This window comes from Citrobacter sp. On2M (assembly GCF_018035235.1).
In the GTDB taxonomy this organism is placed as follows: Bacteria; Pseudomonadota; Gammaproteobacteria; order Enterobacterales; family Enterobacteriaceae; genus Citrobacter; species Citrobacter meridianamericanus.
Genome location: NZ_WPCV01000004.1, coordinates 1,245,657 through 1,268,239, shown reverse-complemented (window position 1 = coordinate 1,268,239; position 22,583 = coordinate 1,245,657). Strand labels below are relative to the sequence as shown.

The 22,583-nt window shown below is 51.8% G+C and carries 20 protein-coding genes and 1 other annotated feature; of the genes, 11 read left to right on the top strand and 9 right to left on the bottom strand.

All coding sequences use genetic code 11. The features are described 5' to 3' along the window. Nucleotides 1–525 precede the first annotated feature (525 nt). Nucleotides 526–801 (top strand): hypothetical protein, encoded by a 276-nt coding sequence (locus On2M_RS16375; RefSeq protein ID WP_151225522.1) that lies wholly within the window; start codon nt 526–528, stop codon nt 799–801. A 186-nt stretch (nt 802–987) separates the two neighbouring features. Next, nucleotides 988–2,457, top strand: a complete 1,470-nt coding sequence (locus On2M_RS16370; protein ID WP_210905161.1) for a GGDEF domain-containing protein — start codon at nt 988–990, stop codon at nt 2,455–2,457. A gap of 32 nt (nt 2,458–2,489) precedes the next feature. Here the strand turns inward: On2M_RS16370 and trpA are convergent, their stop codons facing one another. From trpA to trpL, 6 genes are all read right to left on the bottom strand, one after another. Then, nucleotides 2,490–3,296 carry a tryptophan synthase subunit alpha gene (trpA, locus tag On2M_RS16365; RefSeq protein WP_151219372.1) on the bottom strand — a complete coding sequence of 269 codons (807 nt, stop codon included), beginning with the start codon at nt 3,294–3,296 and terminating at the stop codon, nt 2,490–2,492. Further along, nucleotides 3,296–4,489 carry a tryptophan synthase subunit beta gene (gene trpB / locus On2M_RS16360; protein ID WP_149281027.1) on the bottom strand — a complete coding sequence of 398 codons (1,194 nt, stop codon included), beginning with the start codon at nt 4,487–4,489 and terminating at the stop codon, nt 3,296–3,298. The genes trpA and trpB overlap by 1 nt, the downstream gene beginning before the upstream one ends. 10 nt (nt 4,490–4,499) lie before the next feature. Next, a complete protein-coding gene (gene trpCF, locus On2M_RS16355; protein WP_210905256.1) occupies nt 4,500–5,858 on the bottom strand; it encodes a bifunctional indole-3-glycerol-phosphate synthase TrpC/phosphoribosylanthranilate isomerase TrpF in 1,359 nt (452 codons plus the stop codon). A 3-nt stretch (nt 5,859–5,861) separates the two neighbouring features. After that, complete coding sequence (gene trpD / locus On2M_RS16350; RefSeq protein WP_151219371.1) at nt 5,862–7,457, bottom strand: bifunctional anthranilate synthase glutamate amidotransferase component TrpG/anthranilate phosphoribosyltransferase TrpD; 1,596 nt, start codon at nt 7,455–7,457, stop codon at nt 5,862–5,864. Next, complete coding sequence (locus On2M_RS16345) at nt 7,457–9,019, bottom strand: anthranilate synthase component 1 (protein WP_187252333.1); 1,563 nt, start codon at nt 9,017–9,019, stop codon at nt 7,457–7,459. The genes trpD and On2M_RS16345 overlap by 1 nt, the downstream gene beginning before the upstream one ends. A 23-nt stretch (nt 9,020–9,042) precedes the next feature. Continuing rightward, nucleotides 9,043–9,137: a sequence feature (Trp leader region), on the bottom strand. Then, complete coding sequence (gene trpL / locus On2M_RS16340) at nt 9,114–9,158, bottom strand: trp operon leader peptide (RefSeq protein WP_133087228.1); 45 nt, start codon at nt 9,156–9,158, stop codon at nt 9,114–9,116. Its footprint overlaps the feature before it by 24 nt. A gap of 135 nt (nt 9,159–9,293) precedes the next feature. On the opposite strand from trpL, the gene rnm reads away from it, so the two are divergent. The 3 genes from rnm (at nt 9,294) to rluB (ending at nt 11,765) form a co-directional block, all read left to right on the top strand. Continuing rightward, entirely contained in the window at nt 9,294–10,172 is an 879-nt protein-coding gene (rnm, locus tag On2M_RS16335) for an RNase AM (RefSeq protein WP_151225520.1), read from the top strand. Further along, nucleotides 10,169–10,789: an L-threonylcarbamoyladenylate synthase gene (locus On2M_RS16330; protein ID WP_187252335.1), complete on the top strand. Its 621-nt coding sequence runs from the start codon at nt 10,169–10,171 to the stop codon at nt 10,787–10,789. The genes rnm and On2M_RS16330 overlap by 4 nt, the downstream gene beginning before the upstream one ends. A gap of 100 nt (nt 10,790–10,889) precedes the next feature. After that, nucleotides 10,890–11,765 (top strand): 23S rRNA pseudouridine(2605) synthase RluB, encoded by an 876-nt coding sequence (gene rluB, locus On2M_RS16325; protein ID WP_187252336.1) that lies wholly within the window; start codon nt 10,890–10,892, stop codon nt 11,763–11,765. Between the two features lie 42 nt (nt 11,766–11,807). On the opposite strand, the gene cobO is transcribed toward rluB, so the two are convergent. Together cobO and On2M_RS16315 are read right to left on the bottom strand one after the other, a co-directional pair. Next, entirely contained in the window at nt 11,808–12,398 is a 591-nt protein-coding gene (cobO, locus tag On2M_RS16320; protein ID WP_187252337.1) for a cob(I)yrinic acid a,c-diamide adenosyltransferase, read from the bottom strand. Continuing rightward, a complete protein-coding gene (locus tag On2M_RS16315) occupies nt 12,395–13,156 on the bottom strand; it encodes a YciK family oxidoreductase (RefSeq protein WP_151219368.1) in 762 nt (253 codons plus the stop codon). The genes cobO and On2M_RS16315 overlap by 4 nt, the downstream gene beginning before the upstream one ends. Before the next feature lie 219 nt (nt 13,157–13,375). Here On2M_RS16315 and sohB point away from each other — a divergent pair, with 219 nt between their 5' ends. Beyond that, complete coding sequence (gene sohB, locus On2M_RS16310; RefSeq protein ID WP_151219367.1) at nt 13,376–14,422, top strand: protease SohB; 1,047 nt, start codon at nt 13,376–13,378, stop codon at nt 14,420–14,422. A 107-nt stretch (nt 14,423–14,529) separates the two neighbouring features. On the opposite strand, the gene On2M_RS16305 is transcribed toward sohB, so the two are convergent. Continuing rightward, nucleotides 14,530–14,781 carry a YciN family protein gene (locus On2M_RS16305; protein WP_003020616.1) on the bottom strand — a complete coding sequence of 84 codons (252 nt, stop codon included), beginning with the start codon at nt 14,779–14,781 and terminating at the stop codon, nt 14,530–14,532. A 398-nt stretch (nt 14,782–15,179) separates the two neighbouring features. Between On2M_RS16305 and topA the strand changes: the two genes are divergently transcribed. The 5 genes from topA to acnA all read left to right on the top strand — a co-directional run bounded on the left by topA (nt 15,180) and on the right by acnA (nt 22,569). Further along, on the top strand, nt 15,180–17,777 hold the full coding sequence (gene topA / locus On2M_RS16300; protein ID WP_151219366.1) for a type I DNA topoisomerase: 2,598 nt from the start codon (nt 15,180–15,182) through the stop codon (nt 17,775–17,777). A gap of 208 nt (nt 17,778–17,985) precedes the next feature. Next, nucleotides 17,986–18,960 (top strand): HTH-type transcriptional regulator CysB, encoded by a 975-nt coding sequence (cysB, locus tag On2M_RS16295; protein ID WP_151219365.1) that lies wholly within the window; start codon nt 17,986–17,988, stop codon nt 18,958–18,960. 293 nt (nt 18,961–19,253) lie between these two features. After that, on the top strand, nt 19,254–19,415 hold the full coding sequence (locus On2M_RS16290; protein ID WP_247605000.1) for a YmiA family putative membrane protein: 162 nt from the start codon (nt 19,254–19,256) through the stop codon (nt 19,413–19,415). A gap of 3 nt (nt 19,416–19,418) precedes the next feature. Continuing rightward, nucleotides 19,419–19,589 (top strand): hypothetical protein, encoded by a 171-nt coding sequence (locus On2M_RS16285; RefSeq protein WP_187252339.1) that lies wholly within the window; start codon nt 19,419–19,421, stop codon nt 19,587–19,589. A gap of 304 nt (nt 19,590–19,893) precedes the next feature. Then, nucleotides 19,894–22,569, top strand: coding sequence for an aconitate hydratase AcnA (gene acnA, locus On2M_RS16280; RefSeq protein ID WP_210905160.1), 2,676 nt, complete (start codon nt 19,894–19,896; stop codon nt 22,567–22,569). Nucleotides 22,570–22,583: the final 14 nt, after the last annotated feature.

Below are 22,583 nucleotides of genomic sequence, written 5' to 3'. Positions count from 1 at the left end.
GATCAAGCGATACCGAAATCGCCCTCAGCCCCACCTGTTATTTTAGTTAAAAATATTAGATATCAATCACAAAGATTTAATGACAACCGGCTTCGAAATGACTATAAATCTACCCACTCGCTACGGATATAGCGTATCCAATATGCACTGCTGTGTGATTACGGGTGTCTGTGGATGTCAGCAGGCACCCGGTTTTTCATCATCGACTACACACAGCAGCTACCATGTCTGGCAAATTCTGTATTTGGGCGGTGTTTCTCCCCATTATTTCCCCAGAGCTTCCCCACTTATAAAGATGCAACGCTGTCCTTAATCAAGGGAGACATTTGCAATGAAACGAAAAACTCACAGCCCAAAGCGGAGGTTTATGTTCTCTGCGGGTTATCGTTTCTAAGTTAGTGATTCAAAAGCTGAAAGGCTGATCGCTTCCTGGTAAGCTTTTTTATTGTCCGTTTTCACTCCCTGCCTTTCCTCAATTCGATGAGATGCTACTCTTTAAGCAAACTGGCTTTAAGGGGATTGACGATGAGGTTGACCCGTCACCAGCTGCAACACAAAATTTCCCTTCTGGAAGCATCCATAAACGATGATACGGCAGAGTTTGCCGTGTATGCTGCGCGCGAGTTATTGAAATACATGAACAAGGTTGAAATTCTAGAGAAGAGCCTTGCCGTAACGATCACGCTGCCTTACTGCAGCGCCAGTCCGGTTTGCGAGATTGAGGCGGGCTATGCCGCAGGCGTGAGCGACTGTCGTGAGGCCATTCGTCGTGCAGGGTATCCGATTGAAGGTGATGATTAGTTTGCATTTATGTTAACAAAAATGTTCTTTTATTGTATAAACCTGTAACTTTCGTGCACGAGTGCGCTTACTATTTCAACTCATTAGTCTCTGGATAGTTAACATTTTTATCCAAGTACAACGCTGTTATGCAACAACATAAACGGGTAACCGGTTTGGTGATACTGTTAACTATCGGGGGGACTCGTGAAGATTGTGCAGGATAAGCTCCGAAACAGGCAGGCTCTGCTGGTATCTGGGCTCATTACGTTGGTTTTTACCTCGTTGTTTCTGTTTATCATTTATGAACAGCGTATGGCGGCCGCCAGTGAAGGCGTTAGCCGCCTGCAAGCTCACATGTTGGATATTTTTAACGATAATGAACTGATTGCCGATGCGATTGGCGAGCGTTACTACCACATCAAAACCGGCGAACAGTGTGGTGTTATGGCACAGTTTGTTCCACGAAATAAAGATGAATGGGGAATTAACGCCGACCCAAAGCGGGTTCATTCTGCAACAGGGACGATTATTGCTCAGCAACCCAGCCATAATGCGCTGTGTATGTATGCTGCAGCGGAGTTCATTCGTGGAATGGTTAATGAGCTAAATCCAGGCAGTTTCGATGCGCACCGTTACATTATCGCCAGCAATTCAGATTATTTTTACTGGTTTATGGCTTCCGACTCGCGCAATTTTAGTTTTTCTGACTCCGAAATGGCGATGGATATTACTCATTTTTTCTATCCTCCCGTCGATTTCTATACCCGGTTGTTGCAAAAAAACGTCAAAAATAAAGCCCTAAGTTCAACAAACTTCTATACCGATAAAATTACTGGTGAAAAAGCCTACAGCGTGGTGAGCTATATTTACGATCTTTCTGGTAAAGAGATATCAGATCAAATCGTGGCCTATCTGGTCTATGATCATTCGAAACCCGAGCTGAAGGAAGCGTTGGCAGAGGCGTTTGATAATCAAATTCTTCCCGGATTGAACGTTGAGTTGGTGAATCTGACCAACAAAGAGAGCCTCTGCTTATCCGGCAAATGTGCGGGACAATCCAGCTATTTGGTGCGCAATTTTTCAGAAAAATATGCGCTGCACTATTCGATATCATTAGGCCGTTTCATGGCGCGCGATACGCAAGCCGGTATTGTTATTCTGCTGGCGCCGTTCTTTTTCATCATCATTACTTTCTCGCTAAAATCATGGCTGAATGAAAGCGACCTGAAAGTTTATATTGATACGCTGACCAGCTGTTTTAATCGCCGAATTCTCGACATTATCAAACGCCGGGATTTATCACATTGCTCGGTAGTGTTACTGGATTGCAATAAGTTTAAGGCCGTCAATGATACCTGGGGGCACGCAGCAGGGGATCGTGCGCTGCAAATTATCGCCAACAGAATGTTGTCTAACACCCGTACCAGCCACGATCTTGTGATTCGCACCGGCGGAGATGAATTTATGATCCTGCTGTTTCGCTCTCAGGCCAGTGATGCGGTCGCAATTGCGGAGCGTATAAGTGGACAGGTGACCAGCCATGTATTTGTAGTGGAAGGCAATACTATACCCTTGTCAGTGTCGTGGGGGATTGCAGAGGTGAAGGGTGATCTGGATGCGGCAATCCAGAATGCGGATACGGCCATGTACAAAATGAAGCAGGCCAGGGAGTAAAACCGCCAGAAGCCTCTGGCGGTTTAATTAACTTACTGTAGGGTAGCGGCTTTCATCGCGCTGACAAACGCTTTCAGCTCAGCCAGCATCTGTTCTGGTGCCGCAACATTCTTCTCAATGATTTTCACAATCGCCGAGCCGGAAATCGCGCCAGCAGCGCCAGCTTCAATTGCACCGGCTACCTGTTCAGGCGCAGAAATACCGAAGCCTTGTAAAGAAGGCGGAGCATTATATTCTTTCAGTTTTTCGACTAAATGATGCAGGGGTAGTGCCGCACGGTTTTCTGCACCGGTCACTCCTGCTCGTGAAAGCAGGTAGGTATAACCTCGGCCATAAGAGGCAATCTGACGCAGTAGCTCTTCATCGGCATTCGGTGGGCAAATGAAAATGGGTGCGATGCTATGACGTAGTGCCGCCGTTCTGAATGGCGCGGACTCCTCAACGGGAACATCGGCCACTAATACAGAATCTACACCCACTTTTTCACACTGAGCGTAAAACTCGTCAATGCCCTTGCTAAACACCAGGTTGGCATACATCAGCAAGCCAATGGGAATCGTCGGGTGCTTCTGGCGAATCAGGGCCAGCATTTCAAAGCATTGTGACGGCGTAACGCCTGCGGCAAACGCACGCAGTGTAGCCTCCTGAATGGTTGGACCATCAGCCAGCGGATCGGAGAATGGAATGCCGAGCTCAAGTGCGTCGGCACCGGCTTCAATCAGCGTATCTATGATTTTCAGTGACTGTTCAACAGACGGATCGCCCAGGGTGACGAAGGGGACAAAAGCACCTTCCTTGCGGTCCTTCAGCTGTGCAAACAGGTTTTCGTAACGTTCCATCAGATTTCCCCTCGCGCTTTCAGAATATCGTGTACGGTGAAAATGTCTTTGTCGCCGCGACCGGAGAGATTAACCACCAGTAGCTGCTCTTTTTCAGGGGTTTCACGCATCATTTTCAACGCGTGCGCCAGGGCGTGAGAGGACTCTAGTGCCGGAATTATCCCCTCGTGCAGACACAGTGTTTTGAAGGCTTCCAGCGCTTCATCGTCGGTGATCGAAACATAATCGGCGCGACCAATGCTGTTCAGATACGCATGCTGTGGCCCGACCGATGGGAAGTCCAGCCCGGCGGAAATAGAGTAAGACTCTTCAATTTGTCCTTCTTCGGTTTGCATCATCGGGGACTTCATGCCGAAGTAAATCCCAACACGACCATGTTTCAACGGCGCGCCATGTTCCCCAGACTCAATCCCGTGACCGCCAGGCTCTACGCCGATCAGCCCGACGCTGGTTTCATTAATAAAGTCGGCGAACATACCGATAGCGTTAGAACCGCCGCCCACGCAGGCGATAACGGCATCCGGCAGGCGCCCCTCTTTTTCAAGGATTTGTGCTTTGGTTTCTTCACCGATCATGCGTTGGAATTCACGCACAATGGTCGGGAAGGGGTGCGGACCTGCCGCCGTCCCGAGCATATAGTGCGCAGTATCGTAGCTGCCAGACCAGTCGCGCAGCGCTTCATTACAGGCATCTTTCAGCGTTGCGGAACCGCTGTGAACCGGGATCACTTCAGCGCCCATCAGACGCATACGGAAAACGTTAGGCGACTGACGTTCAACGTCTTTCGCACCCATATAAATACGGCATTTCAGTCCCAACAGGGCGCTGGCAAGGGCAGACGCCACGCCGTGCTGACCCGCACCGGTTTCGGCGATGATCTCGGTTTTACCCATACGCTTCGCCAGCAACGCCTGACCCAGAACCTGGTTGGTTTTGTGCGCGCCGCCGTGCAGTAAATCTTCACGTTTAAGGTACAACGTGGTGTTGGTGCCTTGAGTAATGTTCTGGCATTTGGTCAGCGCCGTTGGGCGGCCAGCATAGTTTTTTAGCAGGTCTGTAAACTGCGCCTGAAATTCAGGATCCTTTTGTGCGCTAACAAAAGCTTCTTCCAGTTGGCGCAGGGCAGGCATCAGAATCTGTGGCACATACATACCGCCAAATTCACCAAAGTACGGATTGAGTAATGTTGTCATGTCCTTTTCCTTAATATGCGCGCAGCGTCTGAAATACCGAAGCCAAAAGACGTGCATCCTTGATGCCCGGCTGTGACTCTACGCCAGAATTGAAATCGAGACCGGCACAGCCGGCTTTTGCCGCGTCAACGCAGTTATCTGCGCCAAGTCCGCCAGCCAGTAATACGTTATCCAGCGATTGTCCGCCTAAGAGAGACCAGTCGAAGCGTTGTCCGCTGCCGCCCTGACCGTTGTCGAATACGTATTTATCGACATACTGATAATCACGGGCTGGCAACGTCTCGCTGACGCTCAGCGCCTTCCAGATTTGTACCTGTGCGGGTAGCGCATTGCGTAGCGCGTCTACGTAGGCCTGGTCTTCACTACCATGCAGTTGCACTGCAGTGAGTCCCAGAGCAGCCGCTGTATCACGCACGTCGCTAATTTCTGTGTTGCGAAACACCCCGACGTATTGCAGCGGCGCGCCGGTCATGACCTCTCGCGCCTGATCAACGCTGACCGCGCGTGGCGATGTGGGTACAAAAATCAGTCCGCCATAAATCGCGCCGGATTTATACGCCGCGTTGGCATCCTGAGCCCGGGTTAAACCGCAGACTTTATTCTCGCCGAGCAGTACGCGACGCACGGCGGCATGCAGATCATCATGCGACATCAGTGCGGAGCCAATCAGAAAACCGTTAGCGAAGTGGCTGAGTTCGCGCACCTGTCCATAGGTATTGATGCCTGACTCGCTGATGACGGTAACGCCGTGGCCCAGGCGCGGCGCCAACTGGCGGGTACGATTCAGATCAATCGACAAGTCGCGTAAATCACGGTTATTGATGCCGACGACTTTGGCGCCCAGTGCGATAGCGCGCTCCAACTCTTCTTCGTTACTGACTTCGGTCAGTACGCCCATTTTCAGACTGTGGGCGACGGCGGCAAGTTGACGGTATTGCTCATCATCAAGTACCGACAACATCAGCAGACAGGCGTCCGCCTGGTTGAAACGCGCCAGGTAAATCTGGTAAGGATCGATAATAAAGTCCTTACACAGAATAGGTTGTGGCGCGATGCGGCTGACGATAGGCAGGAAATCAAAGCTGCCCTGGAAATATTTCTCATCGGTCAGCACGGAAATCGCGGAAGCATAATGTTTATATACGCCCGCAATCTGTGCCGGATCGAAGTCATCACGGATCACGCCTTTTGATGGCGATGCTTTTTTGCATTCCAGAATAAAGGCGGTGCGCGCACCTCGCAGCGCATCGTAGAAATCACGAGAGCTGGGTTGAACATCATTTTGAAAGCTGGCCAGCGGTTGTTGCTGTTTGCGGGCTTCTACCCAAATCGCCTTGTCTGCGACAATTTTCGCTAAAACGGTTTGCATCATTTACCCTCTTGCTGCCAGTGCAGTGACACGGTCATAGGCCGCACCGCTACGCAGTACATTAATCACGGTTTGCGCATTGGCTTTTAAATCTTCTTCACCGTGCAAGCGCATTAACATGGCGACATTCGCGGCCACAGCAGCTTCATGAGCGGCTTCACCTTTACCTTGTAACAAGCGACTAAGAATGTCACGGTTTTCTTCCGGCGTGCCGCCAGCCAGCTGTTCCTGGTGGTAAGGCGTCAGGCCAAAGTCTTCCGCCGTCAGTTGATAGCTCTTAATTTCGCCATCATGCAGCTCTGCCACAATGGTCGGCGCATGCAATGAAACTTCATCCATTCCACCGCTGTGCACCACGGCTGCTCGCTGATATCCAAGCACGCGTAGCGTTTCGGCAATCGGCAGCACCAGTTCCGGACTGTAAACGCCAATCAGCGCCAGCGGCGGATGCGCCGGGTTAATCAACGGGCCGAGTACGTTAAACAGCGTGCGGGTTTTCAACTGTTGGCGTACCGGCATGGCATGGCGAAAACCGGTGTGGTATTTCGGTGCAAACAGGAAACACACGCCGAGATCGTCAAGCGCCTGGCGGGATTTATCGGCGTTCATATCCAGATTGATGCCAAATGCCGCTAACAGATCCGAAGATCCCGATTTGCTGGAGACACTGCGGTTACCGTGTTTGGCCACTTTCAGCCCGCAAGCCGCTGCAACAAAGGCGCTGGCGGTGGAAATATTGATACTGTTGCTGCCGTCGCCGCCGGTACCGACAATATCGGCAAACAGATAATCAGGTCGTGGGAACGGGGCAGCATTTTCCAGCAGCGCGGTTGCCGCACCGGCAATTTCATGCGGATGCTCGCCACGAATTTTCATGCTCACCAGCGCCGCTGCCAGTTGTTCGGGTTTCAGTTCACCGCGGACCACGGCGGAGAACAGCTGGTGGCTTTCCTGCTGAGACAGCGTCTGCGCCTGATACAGTTTCTCCAGAATAGGTTGCAGCGTATTGGTCTGTTCAAGCTTCTGTTGCGCCCAGGCCAGCGTTTGCTCCAGCAGACGCGCACCCTGGGTGGTCAGAATGGACTCCGGATGGAACTGGAAGCCGCACACGCGATCGGTATCGTGACGCACCGCCATCACCATGCCGTTAAAATGGGCGTTGATGGTCAAACCGGCCGGAACGTTGCTACCAACCAGAGAGTGATAGCGTGCTACCGGTAGCGGATTTGCCAGACCGGCGAACATCGCCTGGCCGTCGTGTTCAATGCTGGACGCTTTACCATGCAGGATTTCCCCGGCCTGTCCCACATATCCACCATAGGCCTCAACAATGGCCTGATGCCCCAGACAAATACCGATGATTGGCAGCTTGCCGCGCAGGCGGGTTAACAGCTCCGGCATGCAGCCCGCTTCGCTTGGCGCACCAGGACCGGGAGAGAGCATCAGCACCGGATTTTTCATAGTCGCTAAGCGGTCAATTAACGTCTGTGCCGGAATATGGTTACGATAAATCACCACGTTGTGACCGTTAGTCCGCAACTGATCTGCCAGGTTATAGGTAAAAGAGTCGATATTATCGAGCAGCAGAATGTCAGCCATCAGAAAGTCTCCTGTGCGTGGTGTGCGGTGGCGATAGCACGCAGAACCGCACGCGCTTTATTACGGGTTTCATCGGCTTCAGACTGCGGAACAGAATCCAGAACAATCCCGGCACCGGCTTGTACGGTGGCAATACCGTCTTCCACGAGGGCGGAACGAATCACAATGCAGGTATCCAGATCGCCATGGGCGGTGAAGTAACCTACGGCGCCGCCATAGCTGCCACGGCGTCGACCTTCTGCCTCGGCGATAAGTTGCATGGCGCGAACTTTCGGCGCGCCGCTTAGCGTGCCCATATTCATACAGGCGCGGTACGCATGCAGCACATCCAGATCGCTACGCAGTTCGCCGACAACGCGAGAAACCAGGTGCATCACGAAGGAGTACCGATCCACTTTGGTCAGATCAGCAACGTAGCGGCTGCCCGGCGTACAGATGCGCGCCAGATCGTTACGCGCCAGGTCAACCAACATCAGATGCTCTGAAAGCTCTTTATGATCGGTACGCATCTCCAGCTCAATACGACTGTCGAGATCGCGGTCAAGCGAACCGTCCGCCCGACGGCCGCGTGGGCGAGTCCCGGCAATGGGATAGATTTCAATCTGGCGGCTGGAGGCATCGTATTTCAACGAGCTTTCTGGTGAAGCACCAAACAGCGTGAACTCGTCGTCCTGCATGAAAAACATATACGGGCTGGGGTTACTTTTCTTCAGTACATAGTAGGCAGCCAGCGGCGAAGGGCAGGGTAGCGAGAAACGGCGGGATGGTACCACCTGGAAAATTTCACCCGCGCGAATGGCCTTTTGCATCCCACGGACCACTGCACCAAACTCTTCATCACTCTGATTGCATTCGCAGCGCATCTGCGGGACTTCAGTGACGGGCAGCGGCGGCGCAGGTTCGGTAAGCTGTTGGCTCAGTTGCGCCAGACGGGCATTAAGACGCTGTCTTTCTGCATCGTTGGGGGTAAAAACGCTGGCCTGAATGCGGGTGCTTTTTTTCTGGTGGTCGATGACCATCAGCGTTTCTGCCAGATAGAAGCAGTAGTCAGGGCAACGGTTGCCCGCTTCAAGCTGAGGTAAATCTTCGAAACCGGCAACCAGATCGTAGGAAAACAGACCGCCGAAGAACATCGCTTCACGTTCTTGCGCAGGAACATTAACCAGCCCTTGCAATAAACGGAACGCATCAAATACAGAAAGGGAACATAAACGGGCGTCTTCATCCAGCAGTGGGCTGACGGCAGGGAATCGCAGATGACGTCCATTCGGCTGTTGTTCGTTGTCAACGCCAGCTGGCAGGGCCGCATCCAGCAGGGGCAGCAGCGATGCGCCGTTTGCGGATAATGCCTGAATAGTGACAGTGTCACCGATGGCAGTAATACGCAATGCGCTGTCGACCAGCAGCAGACTCTTCAGATCGTCTTTGCTGTCGATATCTGCAGATTCCAACAACAGCGTTGCCGGACGTGCGCCGCAAACCTGATGAAACAGTGCTGTTGGATTCTCACGGTAGGCGGCATCGCAGGCAAGCAATTCGAGCGTCGGTTTTTGTGTTTGCATCGTTATTCTCATTAATTTTGTTCAAAAAAAAGCCCGCTCATTTGGCGGGCCGGGTATCTGGTTGCATATTGCAGACGTAAGACACTGCCCGAAATCAGGAAGTGCGCCACCAACCGTGCAGGATAAATGTTGCTTTCATCTCAGATACCTTCTTCATGTGAACTTGCGTACTAGTTAACTAGTTCGATGGAGTAAAGTCAACACCTGATTTCAGTATATTTGTCGAAACCGTTATGATGGGCGTGTTACGACATTTATTGAAACGGGAGCCGCCTTGAGCGACACGAATTACGCAGTGATTTATGACCTGCACAGCCATACTACAGCTTCTGATGGGCGGTTAACGCCAGAAGCCTTAGTACACCGTGCGGTAGAGATGCGAGTCGGTACACTGGCGATCACCGATCATGACACCACAGCGGGCATTGCGGCGGCAAGAGAAGAAATTTCACGTTCAGGTTTAGCGTTAAATTTGATTTCTGGCGTTGAGATATCAACGGTCTGGGAAAACCATGAGATCCATATAGTGGGTCTGAACATTGATATCGCTCATCCGATGATGCGCGAGTTTCTGGCGCAACAGACGGAACGTCGCCAGCAGCGCGCGCGCCTGATTGCTGAGCGGCTCGGCAAAGCGAACATTCCCGGTGCATGGGAAGGGGCGCTGCGACTGGCTGATGGCGGGGCGGTTACACGGGGGCATTTTGCGCGTTACCTGGTGGAATGTGGCAAAGCCGCAACCATGGCGGATGTCTTTAAAAAATATCTTGCCCGTGGGAAAACCGGTTACGTTCCGCCACAGTGGTGTACAATAGAACAAGCTATTGATGTCATTCATCATTCTGGCGGTAAGGCAGTTCTGGCTCATCCAGGTCGGTACGATCTTAGCGCTAAGTGGCTGAAAAGACTGGTTGCGCATTTTGCTGAACACCGCGGCGACGCGATGGAGGTGGCACAGTGCCAGCAGTCTCCCAATGAACGAACCCATCTGGCAACGCTTGCGCGTCAGCATCAACTGTGGGCATCGCAAGGGTCGGATTTTCATCTACCCTGCCCGTGGATTGAACTGGGGCGTAAACTCTGGTTGCCCGCAGGCGTAGAAGGCGTCTGGGAACTTTGGGAGCAGCCCGAGATCACAGAGAGGAAAGTATGAGCCAGTTTTTTTATATTCATCCTGATAACCCGCAGCAGCGACTGATCAATCAGGCCGTTGATATCGTGCGGAAAGGTGGGGTGATCGTCTATCCAACTGATTCCGGCTACGCGTTGGGTTGTAAAATTGAAGATAAAGGTGCAATGGAGCGCATTTGCCGTATCCGCCACCTGCCGGACGGGCACAACTTTACGCTGATGTGCCGTGACCTGTCTGAATTGTCGACCTATTCCTTTGTCGACAACGTGGCCTTTCGTTTGATCAAAAACAACACGCCGGGCAACTACACCTTCATTCTGAAAGGGACGAAAGAGGTTCCGCGCCGTTTGTTGCAGGAAAAGCGTAAAACTATTGGCCTGCGTGTGCCCTCGAACCCGATAGCACTGGCGCTGCTTGAAGCGCTGGGCGAGCCGATGCTCTCCACGTCACTGATGCTGCCGGGCAGTGAATTTACCGAGTCAGATCCGGAAGAAATAAAAGACCGTCTGGAGAAACAGGTGGATTTGATTATCCACGGTGGTTATCTTGGCCAGCAGCCGACCACGGTTATCGATTTAACCGACGATTCTCCGGTGGTGCTGCGGGAAGGCGTCGGCGATGTTAAACCTTTCTTATAAGGGCGCGAACCGCTATACTACGCGGCCTTAAAATGGCGCTGACTGGCGCCGTTGATTCTCCTGTTCGACGCCTGTGAAGGCGACATCTAAAGGAAGCTCTATGAGCGAAAAGTTACAAAAAGTGCTGGCGCGCGCTGGCCACGGTTCTCGCCGTGAAATTGAATCTATTATTGCCGCGGGTCGCGTGAGCGTTGATGGCAAAATTGCCACGCTCGGCGATCGCGTTGAAGTCACGCCGGGTCTGAAAATCCGTATCGACGGTCATCTGATTTCGGTTAAAGAGCCTGCGGAGCAAATCTGCCGCGTTCTGGCCTACTACAAGCCAGAAGGTGAACTGTGTACCCGTAACGATCCGGAAGGTCGTCCGACCGTATTTGATCGTCTGCCAAAACTGCGCGACGCGCGCTGGATTGCTGTGGGGCGCCTGGACGTGAATACCTGTGGTTTACTGTTGTTCACCACCGACGGTGAGCTCGCGAACCGTTTGATGCACCCAAGCCGCGAAGTTGAACGTGAATATGCGGTGCGTGTGTTTGGCCAGGTTGATGACGCGAAACTGCGCGATCTGAGTCGTGGCGTGCAGCTGGAAGATGGTCCGGCTGCGTTTAAAACGATCAAGTTCAGCGGCGGTGAAGGGATCAACCAGTGGTATAACGTCACGCTGACCGAAGGGCGTAACCGTGAAGTCCGTCGCCTGTGGGAAGCCGTAGGTGTGCAGGTAAGCCGTTTGATCCGTGTCCGTTACGGTGATATCCCGCTGCCGAAAGGCCTGCCGCGTGGTGGCTGGACAGAGCTTGATCTTGCTCAGACCAACTATCTGCGTGAACTGGTGGAGCTGAAACCAGAAACGACCTCCAAAGTGGCCGTCGAGAAAGATCGTCGCCGCATGAAGGCAAACCAGATCCGTCGTGCGGTAAAGCGTCACTCTCAGGTCGGCAGCAGCCGTCGTCCGGGCGGTCGCAGCAACAACGGTTAATTTTGCTGTCGTAGAGATCAAAAGGGCCCAGTGGGCCCTTTTTTAGTAATCGATCCCTGGCTGGGCTTTCACGCCCGCTTCAAACGCATGCTTGACCGGGCGCAGCTCGCTGACCGTGTCAGCTAACTCCAGAATATCGCGATGACATCCACGCCCAGTGATAATGACCGTTTGATGGGCTGGGCGCGCGTTCAGGGCATTGATGACCTCTTCAAGCGGCAGGTAGTCGTAAGCCACCATGTAGGTCAGTTCGTCCAGTATCACCATATCCAGCTCAGCATCGGCCAGCATCCGCTTACCGTGTTCCCACACGGCCATACAGGCAGCGGTGTCGGACTCGCGGTTCTGCGTTTCCCAGGTAAATCCTGTTGCCATGACCTGAAACTCTACGCCGTGAGGTTCGAGTAAGTTACGTTCCCCGTTTGGCCATGTGCCCTTAATAAATTGCACCACGCCGACTTTTTTACCGTGACCTACTGCGCGGGTGGCGGTACCGAACGCGGCGGTGGTTTTTCCCTTACCATTACCGGTGAACACGATGATAATCCCGCGCTCATCTTTCGCTGCGGCAACACGGGCATCAACCCGGTCTTTTACGCGCTGCTGGCGCTGTTGATAGCGTTCTTCACTCATTGGGCTATTCCTGGTTTACGGCCCGGCTGGGCATCGAAAGTCATACCGGTTTTACGGCGGCTGTCATCGCCCATCAGCCACAGATAGAGCGGCATGATATCGGCGGGCGTTTTCAATTTTTGCGGATCTTCGGTCGGGAATGCGCTGGCTCGCATGTCGGTACGTGTACCGCCAGGATTGATACAGTTTACGCGCAGGTGGCGGTTCTGATATTCATCTGCCAGAACCTGCATCATTCCTTCGGTAGCAAATTTGGAGACGGCATATGCCCCCCAGTTGGCGCGCCCCTGGCGACCGACGCTGGAGGAGGTGAAGACCAGCGAGCCGGCATCAGATTTGAGCAACAACGGCAGCAATGCCTGTGTCAGCATAAAGGTCGCATTGACGTTTACTTGCATCACGTCCTGCCAGACCTGCGGGTTTTGTTCGCTCATCGGGCAAATATCGCCGAGCAACCCGGCATTATGCAGTACACCATCCAGACGCGGGAAATGCGCGGCAATGCGTTGTGCGAGCTGGTGGCATTCAGTGGATGTGCAGTTGAGCAGATCCAGCGTAAACCAGTGTGGTTGCGTACCGTTTTCATCGGCGATGGTGCGGGCAACCCGGCGCAGTTTCTCTTCGTTGCGTCCAAGCAGAATAACGGTCGCGCCGTAACGCGCATAGGTCTGAGCGGCCTCACGCCCGATGCCGTCGCTGGCTCCGGTGACCAGAATAATGCGGTCCTGTAGAAGGTCTTGTTTAGGTTGATAATGCACGGCTACTCCTCGGCGACGTCTGGCCATCTCGTTCGCGATAACTTTTGGGCTTTATGCCTTAAACCCTGTTCTTTTTCAATCAGCCAAAGGCAATAACACCGCAAAATGAACGCGTTGTCATGCTTTTTGCTGGTTCCTCACTGGATGGAGAAGCAAGACGGGTTAACAAGGCTGTTGTACACTGAGCAAAAGTAGCGTTGTTTAACCAAGGTGGGTCTTGTGGAATTGTTGTCTGAATATGGGCTGTTTTTGGCAAAAATTGTCACTGTCGTCGTGGCTATCGCGGTGGTGGTGATGCTGATTGTAAATGCGACACAACGCAAACGTCAGCGTGGAGAATTACGGGTTATTAATCTCAGCGATCAATATAAAGAGATGAAGGAAGACCTGTCGCTGGCCCTGTTAGATGGGCATCAGCAAAAACTTTGGCACAAGGCGCAGAAAAAGAAACATAAGTTGGAGGCGAAAGCGGCTAAGGCTAAAGCGAAACAGGGAGACAGCACGTTATCTGATAAGCCTCGGGTATGGGTTCTCGATTTTAAAGGCAGTATGGATGCCCATGAGGTCAGCGCATTACGCGAAGAGGTTACAGCGGTGCTGGCGGTCGTTAAACCTCAGGACCAGGTGGTGGTTCGTCTTGAAAGTCCGGGCGGCGTGGTACATGGCTATGGTCTGGCCGCCTCGCAGTTACAACGCTTGCGCGATAAGCAGATCCCGCTAACCGTCACGGTAGATAAAGTCGCTGCCAGCGGCGGATATATGATGGCCTGCGTGGCGGATAAAATTGTCTCGGCGCCGTTTGCTATCGTCGGCTCTATTGGCGTCGTCGCGCAGATCCCGAACTTTAACCGTTTCCTGAAAGGGAAAGATATTGATATCGAGCTGCATACCGCCGGACAGTATAAACGTACGCTGACTTTACTCGGTGAAAACACGGAAGAAGGGCGGCAGAAATTCCGCGAAGATCTGAACGAAACGCATCATCTGTTTAAAGATTTTGTGCAGCGCATGCGTCCGACTCTGGACATTGAGCAGGTTGCCACAGGGGAACATTGGTTTGGTCAACAAGCACTGGCAAATGGGTTAGTGGATGAGATCAATACCAGCGATGAGGTGATCCTCGGGTTGATGGAAGGCCGCGAGGTATTAAACGTACGTTACCTGCAGCGTAAAAAACTGATGGATCGTTTCACCGGTAGTGCGGCGGAGAGCGCTGACCGTTTGCTGATGCGCTGGTGGCAGCGGGGACAGAAACCTCTGATGTAAATCTTCATTGCCGGGTGGCGATGCAAACGCGTCTTACCCGACCTACAGATATGCACTAACGTAGGCAGGATTAAGCTCAGTCGCCATCCGGCAAATGATTTCTCGCGTTAATCGATCAAGTGATACTTTTCAGAAAGTACGTGCGCCAGGTGTTTAAACATATTAAACACAGCCGTACTTTTGGGCGTCGGTAGCCCTTGCTCGTCTAAAAAGTAATCTCCGCTGAAAACCAGTACACCATTTCGCTGTGTAACTCCGGTGGCGACAATCCCCGCCAGCGTGTCCTCATGCTCACGAATGATTTTGTTGGCTTCAATCAGCAGTGTTTCGCGATCGATGGGTTGAGTGTCTTTATGCATGATTTACTCCTTAAACAAGGACATTAGTCTACGCTGAGCCCAGCTTATGGGCAAATATTCCCTGACATAAATGAAGGTTTTACGGCGGTGTTACAACTGGCGATATTTGTTTTTGCATGCTAATAAAGTTGCGTAACGCATTTTATCAGGTACAGTGTGACGCTTTCGTCAATCTGGCAACAGATTTGCTTGACATTCGACCAATACTTCGTCGTGCTATAGCGTTTGTGAGCAAAAAAGCCTGTTAACTCAGTTATATGAGAGTTACATTGCAAGCGCGAATCAGTTTAAGGGGTTGATATCCGCCGACGCAGAGACCATATCGATGTCTCGTCGCCAGTGGAAGGTGAATCAACGTGCGACGCATTCTGGAAGAATCAAATTAGGTAAAGGTGAATATGGGTAAAGCTCTTGTCATCGTTGAGTCCCCGGCAAAAGCCAAAACGATCAACAAGTATCTGGGTAATGACTACGTGGTGAAATCCAGCGTCGGTCATATCCGTGATTTGCCGACCAGTGGCTCAGCAACTAAAAAGAGCGCCGACTCAACCTCCACCAAAACGGCTAAAAAGCCCAAAAAGGATGAACGTGGCGCTCTCGTCAACCGTATGGGTGTTGACCCGTGGCACAACTGGGATGCGCGCTATGAAGTGCTGCCCGGTAAAGAGAAAGTGGTTTCTGAACTGAAGCAACTGGCTGAAAAAGCCGACCACATCTATCTCGCAACCGACCTTGACCGCGAAGGGGAAGCCATTGCGTGGCACCTGCGGGAAGTGATCGGTGGCGATGACACCCGCTACAGCCGCGTGGTGTTTAACGAAATTACCAAAAACGCTATTCGTCAGGCATTTGAAAAACCTGGCGAACTGAACATCGACCGTGTAAATGCGCAACAGGCGCGCCGCTTTATGGACCGTGTTGTGGGCTATATGGTGTCGCCGCTGCTGTGGAAAAAAATTGCGCGTGGTCTGTCAGCTGGTCGCGTACAGTCAGTTGCTGTGCGTCTGGTGGTTGAGCGTGAACGCGAAATCAAAGCATTTGTTCCAGAAGAGTTCTGGGAGATTGATGCCAACACAACCACGCCAGGCGGTGACGCGTTACCGCTCGAGGTGACGCATCAGAATGATAAACCGTTCCGTCCGGTCAACCGGGAACAAACGCTTGCCGCCGTTAGTCTGTTGGAAAAAGCGCGCTACAGCGTTCTGGAACGTGAAGATAAGCCGACCAGCAGCAAGCCGGGCGCGCCGTTTATCACCTCTACGCTACAGCAGGCTGCCAGCACGCGTCTGGGTTTCGGTGTGAAGAAAACCATGATGATGGCGCAACGCTTGTATGAAGCGGGCTATATCACTTACATGCGTACTGACTCAACTAACCTGAGCCAGGACGCGGTGAACATGGTCCGCGATTACATCAGCGATAATTTTGGCAAAAAATATTTGCCGGATAGCGCGAACCAGTACGCCAGCAAAGAGAACTCGCAAGAAGCGCATGAAGCTATTCGTCCTTCCGATGTCGCCGTACAGGCGGAATCGCTGAAAGACATGGAAGCCGATGCGCAAAAACTGTATCAACTGATTTGGCGCCAGTTTGTTGCCTGTCAGATGACGCCAGCTAAATACGACTCAACCACGTTGACCGTAGACGCGGGTGATTTCCGTCTGAAGGCGCGCGGTCGTATTCTGCGCTTCGATGGCTGGACAAAGGTAATGCCAGCGCTGCGTAAGGGCGATGAAGACCGCATTTTACCGGCGGTAGAAAAAGGCGATACGCTGACGCTTATCGAACTGACGCCAGCACAGCACTTTACTAAACCGCCTGCACGTTTCAGTGAAGCCTCGCTGGTTAAAGAGCTTGAAAAGCGTGGCATTGGTCGTCCATCAACGTATGCGTCGATCATTTCTACGATTCAGGATCGCGGTTATGTTCGCGTGGAAAACCGTCGTTTCTACGCAGAAAAAATGGGTGAAATCGTCACCGATCGTCTGGAAGAAAACTTCCGTGAACTGATGAACTACGATTTTACCGCGCAGATGGAAGACAGCCTCGATCAGGTCGCGAATCACGAAGCCGAATGGAAGGGCGTGCTCGACAACTTCTTCACTGATTTTACTCAGCAACTGGATAAAGCCGAGAAAGATCCTGAAGAGGGCGGTATGCGTCCGAACCAGATGGTGCTGACCAGCATTGATTGTCCGACCTGCGGACGCAAGATGGGGATTCGTACCGCCAGTACCGGCGTTTTCCTTGGTTGTTCCGGTTACGCGCTTTCCCCGAAAGAGCGTTGCAAAACTACCATTAATCTGGTGCCGGAAAACGAAGTACTGAACGTGCTGGAAGGCGACGATGCGGAAACGAATGCTCTGCGCGCCAAACGTCGCTGCCAGAAATGCGGCACGGCGATGGACAGCTACCTTATCGATCCTAAGCGCAAGCTGCATGTATGTGGTAATAACCCTACCTGCGATGGCTATGAGATTGAAGAGGGCGAATTCCGCATCAAGGGTTATGACGGTCCTATCGTTGAGTGTGAGAAATGTGGCTCTGAGATGCACCTGAAAATGGGGCGTTTTGGCAAGTACATGGCGTGTACCAACGACGAGTGCAAAAATACCCGTAAGATCCTGCGCAACGGTGAAGTCGCTCCGCCGAAAGAAGATCCGGTTCCGTTGCCGGAACTGCCGTGTGAAAAATCTGACGCGTATTTCGTGTTACGTGATGGTGCTGCAGGTATCTTCCTCGCGGCAAATACGTTCCCGAAATCACGTGAGACCCGTGCGCCGCTGGTGGAAGAGTTGTACCGTTTCCGCGATCGTCTACCGGAAAAACTGCGCTATTTGGCAGATGCACCGCAGACAGATCCGGACGGCAACAAGTCCATGGTTCGCTTCAGCCGTAAAACCAAGCAGCAGTACGTCGCCGCTGAGAAAGACGGTAAGGCGACCGGCTGGTCCGCGTTCTTCGTTGACGGTAAATGGGTAGAAGGGAAGAAATAACAGTATTTTGGCTGAATTTCTCCTTAAAGGGTCGCATAAGCGGCCCTTTTTGTTTAGGCCCTATTATTTTTTATCATGCCTATACAGATCACATAGAAATGATATAGTGGTTATAGTTAACAGACTTTTTATTATTAAATCGTATTAGCAGCGCTTAGCAGCTTGCTTTGAAACGATGATTTGATGGCGCAAATCGGGATGGCTTAATATGAAATTACAGCAGCTTCGCTACATTGTTGAGGTGGTGAACCACAACCTTAATGTCTCCTCAACGGCGGAAGGGCTTTATACCTCCCAGCCCGGTATCAGTAAGCAAGTTCGTATGCTGGAAGATGAACTGGGTATCCAGATTTTTGCTCGTAGCGGTAAGCACCTGACGCAGGTTACGCCAGCGGGGCAAGAAGTCATTCGTATTGCGCGAGAAGTTCTGTCGAAGGTGGATGCCATTAAGTCCGTTGCGGGCGAACATACCTGGCCGGACAAAGGCTCGTTATATATCGCCACCACGCACACCCAGGCGCGTTACGCTTTACCGAACGTGATTAAAGGTTTTATCGAGCGCTATCCTCGCGTCTCATTACATATGCATCAGGGATCGCCGACGCAAATCGCCGAAGCCGTCTCGAAAGGAAATGCAGATTTTGCTATTGCGACGGAAGCTCTGCATCTGTACGACGATCTGGTGATGCTACCTTGCTACCACTGGAATCGTTCGATCGTCGTCACACCTGAGCATCCGTTGGCGGGCAAATCCTCGGTATCCATTGAGGAACTGGCGCAGTATCCGCTGGTGACTTACACGTTTGGGTTTACAGGACGCTCGGAGCTGGATACCGCGTTTAACCGTGCGGGTCTGGAGCCGCGTATTGTCTTTACCGCGACTGATGCCGATGTTATTAAGACCTATGTCCGCCTGGGGCTCGGCGTCGGTGTGATTGCCAGTATGGCAGTAGATCCCGTCTCAGACCCAGACCTTGTGCGCGTGGATGCGCACGATATCTTTAGCCATAGCACCACTAAAATTGGTTTTCGTCGCAGCACATTTTTACGCAGTTATATGTATGATTTTATTCAACGTTTCGCGCCGCATCTGACCCGCGATGTGGTGGATACGGCGGTGGCGCTGCGTTCCAACGATGATATTGAAGCCATGTTTAAAGATATTAAATTGCCTGAGAAATAATAACTGCTGTTACTCCGTCGGTATCCTTAAGCATAAAGTGATACCGACGGGACACTCTGAATTTATTCATTATTTCCGCTCCCTATATTAACCATAATTTATTTATGGAAAATATTTCCTAAAGTAGTTTCAAATTACTCAGCGTGCCAAAAATACCTGTCAAATATTTATAACCGATCAAACAATTGATTTATTTATCAGGTCGAGTACGAAAATTAACTGGCTTTTTTTTACCTTTTTTATTAGGATTCCTCTTATCTAATGATTAATTGTACCGATTGTTTGGTGCCTAAATGATAAGTGATTTCGATAGTATGAGGTTAGCGATGCCTTCAGGAAACCAGCCGGCACGCCGGGATCCCGCGATGAAACGTAAAGCCTGGTTCGCTGTGTTTCTTGGCTCTACCGTGTTTTGGATTATTGTCGCGCTCGTGGCGTGGAACGTGTGGGGGTAGGTCATGTCCGCAGCGGAACAGCATTCTATCGTGACGCCATCTCCTGATGACCATGAGCAGGAGAGCCATCGTGGCGCAGAGAATAAACCGAATATTCCTGCGTCCTGGGAACTCACTCCTGAACAACGGGCGTTTATCGACCTGTTTACGGAAGATGATGAACAGGAACAATAATTGATATCTGTTTTATAACTATTATTATTTTGTCGTTTGTATATCTAATAATTTATTCCTAGAACATGCGTGAGCCACGCTAATCAGCGTATTATCGATTGGCCATTACCTGCTACACAATCACCGTATTAACTTTCATCGTTTAAACTCTTCTTCTCGCCATTTACTTCACTTGCCACTTTAGATTGTTTCCGCTTTTTATCAATTTGAGTTGTTATCAAAGCGTTACATTTTGTTTGTGTTATCTTTAATACTAACCCTGAGGAAAATCAGGGGATCCAACCCTGTCATTTAAGGAGGAGCTATGTCGTCGACCCTACGAGAAGCCAGTAAGGACACATTGCAGGTTAAAGATAAAACCTACCGCTACTACAGTCTGCCGCTGGCCGCGAAATCACTGGGTGATATCACCCGTCTCCCCAAATCGCTAAAAGTTTTGCTGGAAAACCTGCTGCGCTGGCAGGACGAAAATTCAGTTACTGAAGACGATATTCATGCGCTTGCGCATTGGCTGAAAACTGCCCATGCGGATCGCGAAATTGCCTATCGACCTGCTCGCGTTCTGATGCAGGATTTTACCGGCGTGCCGGCAGTGGTCGATCTGGCCGCCATGCGCGAAGCGGTGAAACGTCTGGGCGGGGATACGGCAAAAGTGAATCCGCTTTCGCCAGTGGACCTTGTTATTGACCACTCGGTAACGGTGGATCGTTTTGGTGATGACGACGCTTTCGAAGAAAACGTTCGTCTGGAAATGGAACGAAACCATGAGCGTTATGTGTTCCTGAAATGGGGACAACAGGCATTTAGTCGCTTCAGCGTTGTGCCACCGGGGACGGGGATTTGCCACCAGGTTAACCTTGAATACCTCGGTAAAGCCGTCTGGAGCGAATTACAGGACGGTGAATGGGTGGCTTACCCCGATACGCTGGTCGGTACTGACTCCCATACGACAATGATTAATGGTCTCGGTGTGCTGGGCTGGGGGGTGGGAGGCATTGAAGCGGAAGCGGCAATGCTGGGTCAACCTGTCTCAATGCTTATCCCGGATGTTGTGGGCTTCAAGCTGGTGGGCAAACTGCGGGAAGGCATCACCGCGACCGACCTGGTTCTGACCGTCACCCAGATGCTACGTAAGCACGGCGTGGTCGGAAAATTTGTTGAGTTTTACGGTGATGGTCTGGACACCTTACCGCTGGCCGATCGAGCGACCATTGCGAACATGTCACCCGAATACGGTGCAACCTGCGGCTTCTTCCCGATCGATGACATCACCCTTGAATATATGCGTCTGAGTGGACGCAGTGAGGAGCAGGTTGATCTGGTTAGTGCCTATGCTAAAGCGCAGGGCATGTGGCGAAACCCTGGCGATGAACCCGTATTTACCAGCTCGCTGGAACTGGATATGGGCAGCGTAGAAGCAAGCCTTGCCGGACCGAAGCGTCCGCAGGATCGTGTTGCGCTGGCGGATGTACCGAAAGCATTTTCGGCGAGTAATGAACTTGAGGTAAATAGCTCGCTGAAAGACCGTCAGCCGGTGGAGTACACCATGAGCGGTCAGCAGTATAAACTGCCTGATGGCGCAGTGGTGATAGCGGCAATCACCTCCTGTACGAACACCTCTAACCCCAGTGTATTGATGGCGGCGGGGCTACTGGCGAAAAAAGCAGTGACGCTTGGTCTGAAACGTCAGCCCTGGGTGAAAGCCTCGCTGGCACCAGGATCAAAGGTGGTTTCTGACTATCTGGCACAGGCCGGATTTACACCGTACCTTGATGAGCTGGGATTTAACCTTGTGGGTTATGGTTGCACCACCTGCATTGGTAACTCAGGGCCGTTACCCGACCCTATTGAGACAGCCATCAAAAAAGGCGATCTTACCGTTGGGGCGGTGCTTTCCGGCAACCGTAACTTTGAAGGCCGTATTCATCCGCTCGTGAAGACCAACTGGTTGGCGTCTCCACCACTGGTGGTGGCCTACGCCCTGGCGGGGAATATGAACATCAATCTGACGAAAGATCCGCTGGGTCATGACCGAAAAGGTGACCCCGTGTATCTGAAAGATATCTGGCCGACTGCCCAGGAAATCGCCCGTGCCGTTGAGCAGGTCTCTACCGCCATGTTCCATAAAGAATATGCTGAAGTTTTTGAGGGCACACCGGAATGGAAAGCTATTGATGTTGATAGAGCTGATACCTATGGCTGGCAGTCCGATTCAACTTACATTCGCTTGTCGCCGTTCTTTGATGGTATGCAGGCTACGCCGGATCCGGTTCAGGACATCCATGGCGCACGTATTCTGGCTATGCTCGGCGATTCCGTCACCACCGACCATATTTCACCAGCCGGTAGTATTAAGCCGGACAGCCCGGCGGGTCGCTATCTGCAAAGCCACGGCGTTGAGCGTAAAGATTTTAACTCCTACGGTTCACGACGTGGGAACCATGAAGTGATGATGCGCGGTACGTTTGCTAATATTCGCATTCGCAATGAGATGGTACCCGGTGTAGAAGGCGGCATGACGCGTCATTTACCTGGAACAGTGGTGGTGGCTATCTATGATGCGGCGATGCAATATCAGCAGGAGAACATTCCGCTGGCGGTCATTGCCGGTAAAGAGTACGGCTCCGGCTCCAGTCGCGACTGGGCGGCGAAAGGCCCGCGCTTGCTGGGGGTCCGCGTGGTTATCGCTGAGTCTTTTGAGCGAATTCACCGTTCTAACCTGATTGGCATGGGGATATTGCCGCTGGAATTTCCGCAGGGCGTCACGCGTAAGACGCTGGGATTAACCGGTGAGGAAGCGATTGATATCACGGAGCTACAAAATATTAAACCAGGCGCGGCAGTTCCAGTGAATATAGTACGCGCAGATGGGCGCAAAGAGGTGATTCAGTGCCGCTGTCGTATTGATACCGCGACGGAGCTAACGTATTACCAGAACGATGGTATTTTGCACTATGTGATTCGTAACATGTTAAATTAAAAGATAAAAAGCCT

What these genes read in the sequence shown, in the direction of transcription:
- On2M_RS16375 (WP_151225522.1), top strand. Translation starts at nt 526, where the DNA reads ATGAGGTTGACCCGTCACCAGCTGCAACACAAAATTTCCCTTCTGGAA.
- trpA (WP_151219372.1), bottom strand. Translation starts at nt 3,296, where the DNA reads ATGGAACGTTACGAAAACCTGTTTGCACAGCTGAAGGACCGCAAGGAA.
- trpB (WP_149281027.1), bottom strand. Translation starts at nt 4,489, where the DNA reads ATGACAACATTACTCAATCCGTACTTTGGTGAATTTGGCGGTATGTAT.
- trpCF (WP_210905256.1), bottom strand. Translation starts at nt 5,858, where the DNA reads ATGCAAACCGTTTTAGCGAAAATTGTCGCAGACAAGGCGATTTGGGTA.
- trpD (WP_151219371.1), bottom strand. Translation starts at nt 7,457, where the DNA reads ATGGCTGACATTCTGCTGCTCGATAATATCGACTCTTTTACCTATAAC.
- On2M_RS16345 (WP_187252333.1), bottom strand. Translation starts at nt 9,019, where the DNA reads ATGCAAACACAAAAACCGACGCTCGAATTGCTTGCCTGCGATGCCGCC.
- On2M_RS16330 (WP_187252335.1), top strand. Translation starts at nt 10,169, where the DNA reads ATGAGCCAGTTTTTTTATATTCATCCTGATAACCCGCAGCAGCGACTG.
- rluB (WP_187252336.1), top strand. Translation starts at nt 10,890, where the DNA reads ATGAGCGAAAAGTTACAAAAAGTGCTGGCGCGCGCTGGCCACGGTTCT.
- cobO (WP_187252337.1), bottom strand. Translation starts at nt 12,398, where the DNA reads ATGAGTGAAGAACGCTATCAACAGCGCCAGCAGCGCGTAAAAGACCGG.
- On2M_RS16305 (WP_003020616.1), bottom strand. Translation starts at nt 14,781, where the DNA reads ATGCATAAAGACACTCAACCCATCGATCGCGAAACACTGCTGATTGAA.
- topA (WP_151219366.1), top strand. Translation starts at nt 15,180, where the DNA reads ATGGGTAAAGCTCTTGTCATCGTTGAGTCCCCGGCAAAAGCCAAAACG.
- cysB (WP_151219365.1), top strand. Translation starts at nt 17,986, where the DNA reads ATGAAATTACAGCAGCTTCGCTACATTGTTGAGGTGGTGAACCACAAC.
- On2M_RS16290 (WP_247605000.1), top strand. Translation starts at nt 19,254, where the DNA reads ATGATAAGTGATTTCGATAGTATGAGGTTAGCGATGCCTTCAGGAAAC.
- On2M_RS16285 (WP_187252339.1), top strand. Translation starts at nt 19,419, where the DNA reads ATGTCCGCAGCGGAACAGCATTCTATCGTGACGCCATCTCCTGATGAC.
- acnA (WP_210905160.1), top strand. Translation starts at nt 19,894, where the DNA reads ATGTCGTCGACCCTACGAGAAGCCAGTAAGGACACATTGCAGGTTAAA.